13 protein-coding genes, 1 tRNA gene and 1 pseudogene are annotated in these 12,389 nt (G+C 68.1%); 3 read left to right on the forward strand and 12 right to left on the reverse strand.

Annotated elements, in window-relative coordinates; translation table 11 throughout:
• Positions 1-62: 62 nt before the first annotated feature.
• Positions 63-1,481, forward strand: a complete 1,419-nt coding sequence (locus FHU35_RS10820) for a sugar porter family MFS transporter (protein WP_145738369.1) — start codon at positions 63-65, stop codon at positions 1,479-1,481.
• Between the two features lie 53 nt (positions 1,482-1,534).
• Here FHU35_RS10820 and FHU35_RS10825 read toward each other — a convergent pair whose 3' ends face one another.
• From FHU35_RS10825 to FHU35_RS10835, 3 genes are read right to left on the reverse strand one after another with little or no spacing between them, the layout of a single operon-like run.
• Positions 1,535-2,230: an alpha/beta fold hydrolase gene (locus FHU35_RS10825; RefSeq protein ID WP_145738370.1), complete on the reverse strand. Its 696-nt coding sequence runs from the start codon at positions 2,228-2,230 to the stop codon at positions 1,535-1,537.
• 15 nt (positions 2,231-2,245) lie between these two features.
• Positions 2,246-3,286: an esterase/lipase family protein gene (locus FHU35_RS10830; RefSeq protein ID WP_145738371.1), complete on the reverse strand. Its 1,041-nt coding sequence runs from the start codon at positions 3,284-3,286 to the stop codon at positions 2,246-2,248.
• Positions 3,287-3,340: 54 nt separating this feature from the next.
• Positions 3,341-4,192 (reverse strand): SAM-dependent methyltransferase, encoded by an 852-nt coding sequence (locus FHU35_RS10835; protein WP_246110229.1) that lies wholly within the window; start codon positions 4,190-4,192, stop codon positions 3,341-3,343.
• 1,021 nt (positions 4,193-5,213) lie between these two features.
• On the opposite strand from FHU35_RS10835, the gene FHU35_RS29225 reads away from it, so the two are divergent.
• On the forward strand, positions 5,214-5,399 hold the full coding sequence (locus tag FHU35_RS29225; RefSeq protein WP_186459369.1) for a hypothetical protein: 186 nt from the start codon (positions 5,214-5,216) through the stop codon (positions 5,397-5,399).
• Between the two features lie 253 nt (positions 5,400-5,652).
• On the opposite strand, the gene FHU35_RS10845 is transcribed toward FHU35_RS29225, so the two are convergent.
• From FHU35_RS10845 to FHU35_RS10875, 8 genes and pseudogenes are all read right to left on the reverse strand, one after another.
• Positions 5,653-5,726 (reverse strand) — tRNA-Pro (locus FHU35_RS10845).
• 195 nt (positions 5,727-5,921) lie between these two features.
• On the reverse strand, positions 5,922-6,182 hold the full coding sequence (locus FHU35_RS30405; protein WP_425474126.1) for a hypothetical protein: 261 nt from the start codon (positions 6,180-6,182) through the stop codon (positions 5,922-5,924).
• A 51-nt stretch (positions 6,183-6,233) separates the two neighbouring features.
• Positions 6,234-6,428: an IS3 family transposase gene (locus FHU35_RS30410; RefSeq protein WP_425474127.1), complete on the reverse strand. Its 195-nt coding sequence runs from the start codon at positions 6,426-6,428 to the stop codon at positions 6,234-6,236.
• 26 nt (positions 6,429-6,454) lie between these two features.
• Positions 6,455-6,590 (reverse strand): annotated as a pseudogene (locus FHU35_RS29870) (IS3 family transposase); the annotation flags it as partial.
• A gap of 82 nt (positions 6,591-6,672) precedes the next feature.
• A complete protein-coding gene (locus FHU35_RS10860) occupies positions 6,673-7,656 on the reverse strand; it encodes an LLM class F420-dependent oxidoreductase (RefSeq protein WP_145738374.1) in 984 nt (327 codons plus the stop codon).
• A gap of 315 nt (positions 7,657-7,971) precedes the next feature.
• Positions 7,972-8,337, reverse strand: coding sequence for an antibiotic biosynthesis monooxygenase family protein (locus tag FHU35_RS10865; RefSeq protein ID WP_145738375.1), 366 nt, complete (start codon positions 8,335-8,337; stop codon positions 7,972-7,974).
• Positions 8,334-8,822, reverse strand: coding sequence for a MarR family winged helix-turn-helix transcriptional regulator (locus FHU35_RS10870; RefSeq protein ID WP_145738376.1), 489 nt, complete (start codon positions 8,820-8,822; stop codon positions 8,334-8,336). Before FHU35_RS10870 ends, FHU35_RS10865 begins: the two co-directional genes overlap by 4 nt.
• A 413-nt stretch (positions 8,823-9,235) precedes the next feature.
• The gene (locus FHU35_RS10875) at positions 9,236-10,195 is read right to left on the reverse strand and encodes a helix-turn-helix domain-containing protein (RefSeq protein WP_145738377.1); all 960 of its coding nucleotides are present in this window, start codon (positions 10,193-10,195) and stop codon (positions 9,236-9,238) included.
• Between the two features lie 73 nt (positions 10,196-10,268).
• Here FHU35_RS10875 and FHU35_RS10880 point away from each other — a divergent pair, with 73 nt between their 5' ends.
• Complete coding sequence (locus FHU35_RS10880) at positions 10,269-11,591, forward strand: APC family permease (protein ID WP_145738378.1); 1,323 nt, start codon at positions 10,269-10,271, stop codon at positions 11,589-11,591.
• Between the two features lie 296 nt (positions 11,592-11,887).
• Here FHU35_RS10880 and FHU35_RS29230 read toward each other — a convergent pair whose 3' ends face one another.
• Positions 11,888-12,106, reverse strand: coding sequence for a hypothetical protein (locus tag FHU35_RS29230; RefSeq protein WP_186459370.1), 219 nt, complete (start codon positions 12,104-12,106; stop codon positions 11,888-11,890).
• Positions 12,107-12,389 lie beyond the last annotated feature (283 nt).

Below are 12,389 nucleotides of genomic sequence, written 5' to 3' on the forward strand. Positions count from 1 at the left end.
GCGTCTCGCCACCAGGCGCGTGGTGAGACGCCCTCCTGCAAAATCAACGAAGGGTTCGTGCAATGACGCCAACCACCCCCGCGCCAGGGCGCTCGCGCACGCGCAACGCGATGATCTGGATATTCGGGGCGCTCGGCGGCATCTTGTGGGGTTATGACACGGGAGTGATCTCCGGTGCCATGCTGTTCATCAAGCAGGACATCCCGCTGTCCCCGCTCCAGCAGGGACTCGTGGTCAGCGGGTTGCTGGTCGGTGCGATGGCGGGTGCGGGCGCGTCCGGCCGCCTCGCCGACGCGTGGGGCAGGCGACGGCTGATCCTCTGGGCGGCCGTGGTGTTCACCGCCGGAACCGTCGGCGCGATGCTCGCGACCACGGCGTGGATGCTCGTCGCCTTCCGGTTCGTGATCGGCATCGGTGTGGGCATCGCCTCGGTGGTCGTTCCGCTGTACCTGACCGAGCTCGCGCCGAAGCAGTCGCGCGGCGGGCTCACCTCGCTGATGCAGCTGCTGGTCACGATCGGCATCCTGGTCGCCTACGTGACCGACTACGCGCTGGCCGACAGCGGTGCCTGGCGCTGGATGCTCGGTCTCGGCGCGGTCCCGGCGGTCCTGCTGGGCATCGGCATCTACTTCCAGCCCGAGAGCCCGCGCTGGCTGGTCAAGCACGGTCGCGCCGACCAGGCCCGCGAGGTGCTGACCCGGCTGCGGGGGACCGGTGCCGAGGAGGTCGAGCAGGAGCTGGACGAGATCCAGGCCGCCGACCGCGAGAAGGAAGCCGAGAACGCCGTCGGCGTGCGGGAACTGCTCACCCCGCGGCTGCGCAGGGTCGTGCTGCTGGGCCTGGGCCTGGTGTTCTTCCAGAACTTCATCGGGATCAACACGATCATCTACTACGCCCCGACCCTGCTGACGACGCTGGGCTTCGGCACGTCGGGCGCGATCCTGGCCAACGTCGGCATCGGTGTGGTCAACGTGCTGATGACCTTGCCCGCGCTGCGCATGATCGACCGCGTCGGCCGGAAGTCGCTGCTGGCGGTGGGAAGCATCGGCATGCTCGTGTCGATGCTGGTCCTCGGCGTGGCCAACGTCGTCGGCGTCTCCTACGGTCCGCTGCTGGTCGCGGTGACGCTGGGCAGCATCCTGGTCTACATCGCGTCGTTCGCGGTCTCGTGGGGCCCGGTGCAGTGGGTGATGCTGCCCGAGCTGTTCCCGCTGCGGATGCGCGGTTCCGCGGTGGGGATCTGCCTGGTGTTCAACTGGCTGTTCAACATGGCCGTCGCGCTGGTCTTCCCGGTGCTGCTGGACATCACCGGTCCTGGCGTGATGTTCCTGTTCTTCGCGCTGATGGCGGTGTTGTCCTTCTGGTTCGTCCAGCGCGGACTGATCGAGACCAAGGGCAAGAGCCTGGAGGCCATCGAGCAGGAGGTCCTGGGAACCGCTGACCCGGCCGAGCCGGCCGAGAAGCAGGCCGCCCACGCCTGATCCCACGAGAACGAGGTCCCGTCACTCGGCGTGGCCTCGTTCTCGTCTCCGGGCTAGCGGTTCGCCACGCGGCGGGCGAGCTCGTCGAGGACGTCCGCGACCGCATCGGGAACCTCGTACATGGGGCTGTGACCCGCCTCCACGATCCGGAGGGAGGAATCCGGTGCGCCCTCGGCCATGCCCTCGGCGACGTTGAGCGACCGGACCGGGTCGAAACGGCCGTGCACGACGGACACCGGCATGCGCAGGGAGGCCAGCTCCGGTTCGAGGTCGATCACGTGCTGGCTGCGCAGCGCCTCCAGAGCTGCCACCAGCGGGATCGAACGCCCGTAGTCCCGGAGTCGCCGCAGGTCATCGGGCGTGGGAGAGGTGCGGAACGACCGCTCGAGCACCGCATCCACGACCTCGGCGGTCCCGTTCCGCTCCATGTCCTCGATCAGCGAGGCGACGTCCCCGTGGCACTTCATGTTCGGCCCGGTGTTGAGCAGCATCAACCCCGACACGAGGTCAGGACGCGTTGCCGCCAGCTGCAGCGCGATGGCGCCGCCGGTCGAATGACCCATCACGATCGCGGGAGCCGAGATCAACCCGGCGACCCATTCGGCCGCGCCGGAGAGGCTGCGGTCAGCTGCGTCGGTCATCCACGACAGCGCCCGGACCTCGAACCGCGGACCGAGCAGTTGCTGGAGCGGCTCGAACACCAGGGGAGCGCAGAAGGTCCCGGGCAAGGCGAACACGGTCCGCGCCATGAATCCCCTCCGCTCTCAGCAGCCCGCAGCGTAGACGTAGCAGCGCAGCCGAGGCTCGCGGTCGACGGACCTACCACCCACCAGGTTGACACCGGGCAGAGCGGTGCTGAGCAGTCCCGGGATCGCCGCGACCGGTTGCAGGTAGGTGTCCACCGAGGCCGGGTCGACGTGCGGCATCAGCGGCTGCCCGCAGACCGAGGAGTCGACCCGAGCGGGGTCGGCCGGGCCGGGGTTGTTCAGCGCGTCCTCGACCAAGGCGTAGGTGACCGGATCGATGGTGCCGACCAGCAGGTGCGACGAGGTGTTGGTGGCGCAGACGTCCTGGGTCGCGACGTTGGAGATCAGCCCTCCACCGGTGTGCAGCTCCGAGGATTCCGGAGGTGTCACCACTTCGTCGAACCGCGAGTACACGACGGTGTAGCTGATGCCCTCGAAGGTCTCGGTCCTGCTGTTGAGCGCCCGCATGAACTCCGAACCGGCGAGCTGCTGCCACACCGCGGGCTCGCACTCGGCTGGTGCGGGCCCGCAGCCCTTCAACGACTGGGTTCCGTGGTTGGAGGGTGCCATTCCGATCACGTCGTCGACCAGAGGACGCAGGTCGGGCCAGAAGCGGAGTGACCAGCGCATGTTCATGCCGCCCTGGGAGTGTCCGAGGACCGCGATGCGCTTCCCGGTCAGCCGGTGCACCTCGCGGACCGAGTGCGCCAGGTACTCGCCTGCGACCTGGATGTCGCCCAAAGTGTGCTCGGGCATCGTCACCGCGCACCAGAACCTGTCCTGCTCGGTGAAGGCCTTGGCGTAGGTCCAGGAGTAGTTCTGCTCCGGGGTGACGCTGGTGGCCGGGTTGAGCAGCACCGGCTGTTGCCCGCTGCCCGGGTCGCCGTGGCAGCGCAGCGCCTCCCGCAACTGCTCCGGCGGGACGCTCAGCTCGGGACCGGGACGATCGATCGGAGCGAATCCGGAGGTGGTGCCTGCCTGAGCGAAGGCAGGCGCCAGGCCGAGCAGCAGGGCGAGACCCAGTGAGAGCACGACGATGTGCACCCGACGACTGATCATGCCGCGTACAACGACGGACCCGGCCCGACGATGCGGTCCGGCCGGGAATTGAGGCTACGACCGCTGCTTCTCGCCGATGCCGAACCACGCGTAGGGCCGCATCTTCTCCGCCTCGGCGATCGACTTCGGGCAGGTGATGAGGTCGGGACGCAAGTCCGGCAGCTGAGCGACGCCCGGGGCCAGCAGGTTCCACTGCTCGCCGAGTCCGGTGAACCAGTCGGTGAGGGTGTCGCGGTCGCGCAGCCACAGCGGATTCGGCGTCACGTCGCACTCGGTCCGGAACCGCTCCATCGACGCGCGCGCCGCGGGATCGGGGACGTCGGAGGCGAAGTGCGTCACGGCGATCCGCGAGCCGGGAGCGAGTCTGCTGCCGTACCGCCGCAGGACCTCGGGCACGTCGCCGTCCGGGCCGATGAACTGCAGCACCGAGACCGCGAGCAGGCACACCGGCTGATCCAGGTCGAGCAGCCGCTTCGTGGTGGCGTGGGCGAAGACGTCCCGCCAGTTCAGCAGGTCGGCCTCGACGACACCGGCCCAGTCGGTGCCGCGCAGGTTGACCCGGGTGTGCGCGGTGGCGACCGGCTCGCAGTCGACGTAGACCACGCGAACCGGTTCCTCGCTGTGCTCCCGGAGGATCTCGTGCACGTTTCCCATGGTGGGGATGCCGGAGCCCAGGTCGAGGAACTGGCGGATCCCCGAGTCGAAGGCGTCCACGACGGCCCGCTGCAGGAACGAGCGGTTCTGCCGCGCCACACCGGCGATCTCCGGCCACATGCCGAGCAGCCGCTCGCCGAAGACGCGATCGATGGCCCAGTTCGAGCTGCCGCCCAGGAACCAGTCGTAGATGCGACCGGGATTGGGGCGTGACACGTCCAGGCCAACAGCATCGCGGGACTGCTCGGCCACGGACGTCCTCCTCGGTTCGGTGTGCTCGACGATCATCGCATCTCGACCGGGAAGTTCCGCGGTGGGACTCGCCACGAAAACGCCGGAGCGAGAACCGGAATCGCCTGATCCGGATTCCCGGCGGCCGGTCTGGTCCGGAAGCGGGCTGTTGGTCCGTTCGCGCGCACTCGTCGGGATCTGACACCGCGGGCGGGAGGTCGTCGCTGGTCCCCGGCGCTGCGGGCGGACCAGGAGGTGACACCGGTGGCGAGACGTCGTGAAGTGGCCGGGAGGCGTGGTGCACGGCAGAGCTCGCCCTCGGAATCCTCCGGGCGCCGTGGGAGCGGCGTGCTGCCGAAGATCTGGCTCGCCGTCGGTGGCACGGCGGGGATCATGGCGATCATCGCCGTTCTCGTCGCCGTCTACGCCCGTCCGATCGAACGCTCCTGGGACGACTCGAAACTGCGCGGCCCCCGCGCTCCTGGTCGAGGACGTGAGGAGCGTCGTGAGGGACAGCTCCGACGGCTGGGTCTGGTACTTCCCCCAACGCATGGCGGAAGCCGAAGTCGACGCGCTGGCCGTCGAAGGTCCGCAGGAGGGGAAATCTCCTGAACTCCAACGACCTCATGGAGAGAGCAGGAGGCATCAGGCTCTCCTTCGGGGATGGGGACGCGAGCGCCGGTCGCTACCACCTGAGCCTCGTCGGCAACCGCACCGACCCGGGTCCGGATCAACGACACGAGGGTCAAGGTCCTCGAGCGCAGACCGCCGCCCGTCGACGGAACGCTGATCTCGATCCTCAACCAGGGCGGAGCGAACACCGACAAGGTGGTCGCCGATCTCGACGGACCCGACCACCGCGCGTACGCGAGCGAGGGGAACGCCTCCTGAGACCGCGAGGCGACCTCGCCGTTCCTCGAGAGCACAGCAGGTACGCCGTCACCGGAGAACCGCTGCCCTCCGAGATCGAAGCGACGACCCCCAGCTGCTGGTGCACCTGGGAGCTGGAGGTCGACGTCTCCTGGGCGACCAGAAGGAGACGGTGAAGGTCGGCACCGATTCGTCCGGCAAAGCGCTCCAGGCGATCTGCTCCGGAGCCGACCTCCACTACCAGTCGCAGTACCAGATCAGCCTCTCGACCGGAGAGTTCATCGACTGCGCGAAGGAGGTCGCAGGAGACCCAGAAGAACTCACCAGAGCCGCCGGCGGCGTCCGCTGCCCGGCCTGACTGGGCGGCGAGCAGATAGTTGTAGCGAGTGGTCTCGGGATGGTTCACCGAACGCAGGCTGCGGTCCCAGTCCCGCAGGAATCCGGCCCACACGCTCGACAGGCCTTCGGTGAGCCCGCCAAGATCAAAAACAGCCATTCCACAACTCCGCAGTCAAGGTGTCCATGAGCGGCATGCTTGACCACAGGAAGCAGAACAAGAACAGAAAAAGAGGGCTCCCACAGGCTCTGACCTGCGGAAACCCTCTCACCGGTCGGGACGGCGGGATTCGAACCCACGACCCCTTGACCCCCAGTCAAGTGCGCTACCAAGCTGCGCCACGTCCCGGCCACCCCGTGGGGTGTGACGATAGCTTACCCCACGGTTCCGGCGGCGATCATGACCCCCTGCGTGGTTGCGTTTGCGCAGGTCATCGGCTGTGGGCCAGCTGGCACGCTACCTCGTCGAGCACTCACCGGACTCCGACGCCGACGATGCCGCGGAAGACCCGGCCGATGTCACCCGTGATCACATCGAGGCATTTCAGGCCTGGATGATCGAGATCCGCTCGGCTTCGACGGCGGTGAACAAGCACAAGGCGTTGCGGGTGTTCTTCGGCTGGCTGCTCAACGACGAACGCGAGATCGACCGCTCGCCGATGGAACGGGCCCGCAAGCCCGCGACTCCGGCCAAGCTGATCCCGGTGATCGAGGGTGATGTGACCTCGCAGCTGCTGGAGGCCTGCACCGGCAAGGACTTCCTGAGCCTGCGGGACCAGGCGATCATCCGGCTCTTCGCCAACACCGGTGCGCGTTTGTCCGAGGTTGAGGTTCCCCCGCGATGCCGGAGACTTGGTTATCCGGCGAGGGCTGGGGCTGGTTGGATGCTCTCGGCTTCATGTTGGGTGTGGTGGGCTTGCTCGTGTTCGTCGGGGGACAGTCCGCCGAGATCGTGCTGGATACGGCGGGGGTTGTACCAGCCGTCGATGTAGCGGAACAGTGCCGCGTCGGCCTCGGCTCGGGTGGCGAAGGTCGTGCCCGGCCAGTACACGAGCTCGATCTTGATGGTTGACCACAGGTTTTCCGCGAGGGCGTTGTCGAAAGAGTCGCCGACGGAACCAGTAGAGGGTGCGATGCCGGCATCGGCGAGACGTGAGGTGAACCTGATCGCGGTGTATTGACAACCCTTGTCGCCGTGATGAATTAACTGTCCATTCTGGACATTGCGGTGTTGCGCTGGCCAGTTGAGTCCACCCGGTGTTCAAGCGCCTCCACCTGTGCGACAGGGTCTCGTGCTATTTGTCGTTAGAGGTAGCGAATGCGGACAGGGTCTGCTCGGCTGCGGCATCACCGGCGGTCGCCGGGACCAGCCCAATTTCGTCGAGCCCGGCCTGCTCGTAGGCCAGCAGTCTGCCTCGTATCGTCTCGTGGTCGCCGACGACGCCGAGTGCTTGGACGGCTTCCAGCGGTAGTGCGTTGACCAGCTCGTCGCGAGGCGCGCCACTGGCGGCTCGTGCGACTTCGTCGCCGAACCCCGCAGCGGTGAACATCTCCGCATAGCCGGGCACAGCGAGGTATCCCGTGACGTGGTCCAGCAGTTGTGTCACTGACCGACTGTCCGGAGCGAGGGCGGCCGGTAGCCATGCGGCCAAGCGAGGCGTGGGGCGTCCGGACCGGGCTGCGGCGTCGTCCAAGCGAGAGCGGAAGGCGGATACTTGCTCGGGCGACACGGTGTCGATCAGTACGCGGTCGGCGTGGGCAGCAGCGGTGGCAAGAGCTCGGTCTCCGAATGCGGCAACGCTCAGTGACCCGCCTGCCGGCGCATGACGGCGTCGAAACCCAGCCTGGACCACCAGGTCCCCTTCTGGCAGGTCCGCTCCGAGTCCGCCGGTGAGCGCTGGCGCGATGGCGGCGGCCGTCGACTCCAGGAGTGTGGCCGCTCCTCCGCGCGACCGCCCGTGCAGCCCGCGCACCACTCGCCCGCTCGAGGTGCCCAGCGCCACGCCGACAGGTCGACCGGTGAGCGCGGCGACGGACTCCGCGCCGCGCGCGATGGTCGCCGCGTCTCGCACCGAGACCGGGACCGGGCCTACCGTGATCGCGATCTGCTCGGTGGCCGATCCGATCGCAGCGGCCAGCGCGAACCCGTCCCAGGTCGGACCGGATTCTCCCACCCACAATTCGCGGTAGCCGAGTCGGTCGGCAGTTGCAGCGACCGCGACGGCGTCAGTGGGTCGACTCTTGTCTTCGCGGCCTGCGACGACAACGCTGACGTCCACAAGCTTCTCCGATCATGCTGGGCAGGTACTGCGACGCTACCGCGACACACAAGCAGTTTCCGGCCGGAACGGGGTGAAATAGCGGTTCAACTACACATCGGCCGATTTCACAGGCACAGATCCCGGTGTGACCTACGGAGTGTCGAATTTCGAGCGGCCGTGCCAACTGCGCGTGACCCACGTCGAACACTGGAACCGATCGAGCGCGGCCTGAAAGCCCCCACGCGCCAGCGGCGGCCCGCTGTAACAGGCGCTGACGCGCGGCCCCGTAAGAGGATCGACGAAGGGAACGCCCCTGCGCGTGACCAGGCTGGGTCAGGCCGTGCAGATTCCGGGAACGGCGCTCGCGGCGCACACGTGCGGGGACGCCTCGACGCTGTGCGGGTATCGCGCAACTGCAGCCTGGAACTCCGGCGCGGTGAAGGCGGCGCGCAGTGCGCCGGTCGATTCCCAGGTCGCCATGTTGACAAACGTTGCGCTGCCGCCGGTTCCGCGGTAGAGCTGGGTGCGGATAAAGCCCGGCTGGCGCTTCATGTAGGCGGCGTCGTCTGCCCAGACCTGTAGGAAGCGCTCGATGTCGCCGGCGTCCATGGTGAAGACGTTGATCAGCTCGATCGGCCCGTCATCGCCGCCGAGTTGGTCGGCGTAGGCGACATGTCGGTCCATTTCGCGGAACTTCATGTGGTGGCCCTCCTCATCGGGTCGTGCGGTTGTTCGTGCGTCGTGGTGGCGGACGTGAGCCGTGCCGATAGGGTGCGTAGCAGGTGGGATGCGGCCTGTAGATCGGCGGCGGAAAGACCGGTCGTGAGTCCGCCGATCCAGTCCTGCTGGGCGGCAGCGAGGCGCTCGTAGGCCGCGGCGCCGTGGCCGGTGAGGTCGAACAGCGGGGAGCGCGCGTGCTCGACGTTGGGCTCCGAGGCGAGCATCCCGTCGGCGACGAGCCGATTGACCGAGACTTGGACGCTCTGTCGGGTCAGACCCATCTGGCGCGCGATGTGCGGAACCGGCAGGGGCTCGTGGGCGAGCGCGATGGCGCCGAGTACCTGCCAGCGTGCGGACGTCAAACCTTCAGCGTCGGCCAGGCGATCGCCGGCCGCGAGGAGCAGGCCGTTGATCCTGAACACGTCGAGTACGAGCTCCGTGCCGGCCGATGCTGTATCAGTCATGACAGTAGACTGTCAATGCGACAGGGTCCTGTCAAGATGTGGCGGTCGAGGATGCCGTCGATGATCCTGCGCCTGCGGACGACGTCGAGTCCGTCCCGGAGATCCGGGGGAGTGAGGTGGAGTGGTGATCTCGTCACGGCACGCCAGAACGACCGGTACTCCCTTCAACGAGGCAAGGGGCTATGCGTCGTGAGTTGCTGTGCGCCGGGTAGCTGCTTGCCATCGTCGGGGGCGACGGCGATTTGCGTGTCGAAGGCTTGGCATGGACCTCCGCCGGGACATTGGCGCTGGAGTGCGATGGCCTTGAGGATGTCGTCGCGCTGCACGGGACGTTCGAGCCCATCGGAGTCCTGCCTCTCGCGGAGCGTGCTGATGGTGAGTTCCGCAGAGGACGAGCGCACCGGGGTCGACGGTCACGGGGTCCGGCCCGGGTTCTGGCCGCCGCGGAAGGTGCGGCGGTAGGTTGCCGGCGGAGTGCCCACGACTCGTTGGAACTGTCGGCGCAGGGTCGCGGCGGTGCCCATCCCGGTCTGCTCGGCGATCCGCTCGATCGGCACATCGGTGTGTTCAAGGAGCTCCTGCGCGCGCTGCACCCGTTGAGCGAGCAGCCACCGCAGTGGAGTGGTGCCCGTGGCTGCGAGAAACCGGCGACTGAGGTGACGATCGCTGATGTTGCTGTGCCTCGCTAGATCGGTCACGGAGATCGGTCGGTCCAGGTTGGCCAAGGCCCACGACAACAACTCTCCGAGATCCTCGCGGGGCCCTTCCGGCACCGGTGCGTCGATGAACTGGGCCTGGCCGCCGGCCCGGTGCGGCGCGACGACCAGCCGCCGGGCAAGTGCGTTCGCGACCGCCGAGCCGTGGTCGGTCCGCACCATATGGATGCACAAGTCGATCCCTGCCGCCTTTCCGGCCGAACTCAGCACCCGGCCTTCGTCGACGTAGAGCACGTCCGGATCAACGGTGACCGCCGGATAGTCACGCGCCATTCGCTGGGCGTGCATCCAGTGCGTCGTGGCCCGCCGGCCGTCCAGGAGCCCAGCCTCGGCCAGCACGAATGACCCAGTGCAAATCGAGGCCACCCGGGCACCTGCGTCGTAGGCCGCGCGGACCGCCTCGACGAGCTCGCCCGGCGGACATGCGCTGTCGTGACAGGCTGGCACGATCACCGTGTCGGCCGTCACGAGCGCGTCCAGTTCGAACGGGGTGTCGGCGCGTAGCCACCCTCCCACTTGCGCTCTCGGGCTGGCACACACCCGTAGCTCGTACCAGGGGTCCACAAGATCCGGACGGTCGATCCCGAACACCGCACACGGCGGGGCGATTTCGAAGACCGGCATCCCGTCCGTCACGGCCACTGCCACCGTATGCATGTCCGGAACTGTACGGACGTCGTCGGTTCCGCCGCTCGCGGACGAGTGCCCGCCCAGGCCACCATCACAGGCGATGCCATCGTCAGAGGACCGGACGTACGACAGCGCCGATCGGCGGATCGGGGTCCCGCACGGGGTTGCGCTCTACGTCGGCGCGATCCTGGGCGCCGGGGTTCTTACGCTCCCCGCGCAGGCGGCGCGCCTGGCCGGGCCTGCGTCGATCCTGGCGTGGTTGGCCCTGGTGCTGTTGTGCATACCGGTGGCGGCCACGTTCGCCGCTCTCGGCGCGCGCGAACCCGACAGCGGCGGGATCGCCACCTTCGTCACACGGGCATTCGGCGGGAACGCCGGTGCCGTCGTGGGCTGGTGGTTCTACTTCGCGCTGCCCCTCGGAGCCGCCGCGGTTGCCTACGTCGGAGGGCAGTACGTCGCGCACGCGTTGTCCGCCGGCCCCGGCGTCGGCTACCTCGTCGGCGCGATCATCGTCCTGACCGGCCTGGCGACCAATGCCGCCGGGCTGCAGGTCTCGGGCCGGGTGCAGCTGGCCCTGATCGGCCTGCTCGGCCTCCTGCTGCTGGTCACCATCGCCGTCGCCCTCCCATATTCCGAGCCCGCGAACCTCACCCCCTTCCTCCCGAACGGATGGGTCTCGGTCGTGCGCGCCGCAGGGGTCCTGTTCTTCACCTTCGCCGGGTGGGAGGCCGTCACCCACCTCTCCGCCGAGTTCACCGACCCACGCCGTGACCTTCCCCGGATCACTGTCGCCACCCTGATCACTGTCGGGGTCCTCTACCTGGGCCTGGCGACCACCTGCGTGCTCGTGCTCGGCACCCGGCTACCCACCAGCAGCACGCCGATCACCGTCCTGCTGGAGACGGGCGGGATGGGCGGGGCAGCGCGGATGCTGACCGGCGTCCTGGCCTTCCTGCTCACCGCCGGAGTGATGAACGCCTATCTCGCGGGCGGAGCTCGGCTCGGCGCGGCCCTCGCGCGTGACGGCAGCCTTCCGCACTGGCTGGCCGAGGGGAACCGACCCGGTAGTACACCGCGCCGGAGCCTGGCGCTGCTCGGCGCGGCGACCACGGCCGTTGCCATCGTCGCGCTCGCCGCACGAGCCGACCTCGGCGACCTCATGCTCGCCGCATCGGCCTGCTTCATGGCCGTCTACGTGGCAGGGCTCTGCGCCGGCGCCCGGCTCCTGCCCGCCGGCTCTGCCGTTCGTGCCGGCGCCGGCACGGCCGCCGTGGTCATGGCGATCGTGCTCGCCTTCACCGGATGGTTCCTCCTCCTGCCGATCTCGCTCGCGTTGGCCTTTATGAGCTTCCGGCTGCTCACCCGTCACACACCACGCCGGCGACCAGAGACGGTCCCGCCCGAGAGAAACGGTGCTCTCTGATGTCCCAGCACGTCCCCGCGTGGGTTCGCGACCCCGCTGCGACGCATCCCGCAGCACGGGCTCGACCAGAAGCCGATGCTGCACGCCTGGTTGGACGTCGGCCGGAAAACCATCTTCGGCAAGACCCGCTTGGGCGCCCAGCAGGCGATGACTACCACCGATACCCACCGGTACGGACAGGCCAGAGCCCAGGCGTGGGACCGGCTGCATCCGCGGCTGACTCATCGATCAGCCTGGAGGGAGCACACCGGGCCGCTGCCCATCATCGAAGGCACGGTCATCAGGCTGTGCGTCGATCACCTTCCCAGCGGCGGCGAAGCCGAACCGGTGTGGTTGTGGTGTCCAAAGTGGATGCAATTGCAGCCGATGTTGATCGATGCTGGCAGGCATTCTTGCGCCGCTTCGACATCGAACACACCTTCCGATTGTTCAAACAGACCCTCGGCTGGACCGTTCCGAAGCTGCGAGAGCTCGAGGCTGCCGACCGCTGGAGTTGGCTGATCATCATCGCTCACACCCAACTCCGACTCGCCCGGCCACTCGCGACTGACTTCAGGCGCCCTTGGGAAAAGCCAGCCCCACCCGAGCAGCTCACGCCCGCACGCACCCGGCGCGGGTTTCGGAACATCCGCACGAAGACCCCGTCTCCAGCGGGTGCACCGAAACCCTCCCGGCCCGGCCCGGGACGACCACCCGGCTCCACAAACCACCGCACCGCTCCACGCCACGACGTCGGACGCATCCTCGCCACCGGCGAGAGATACAAACGCCCACCCGGGTCTTTCGCAGGAACGGTGT

Origin of the sequence: Saccharopolyspora dendranthemae, assembly GCF_007829955.1 — a bacterium.
Lineage (GTDB): Bacteria > Actinomycetota > Actinomycetes > Mycobacteriales > Pseudonocardiaceae > Saccharopolyspora > Saccharopolyspora dendranthemae.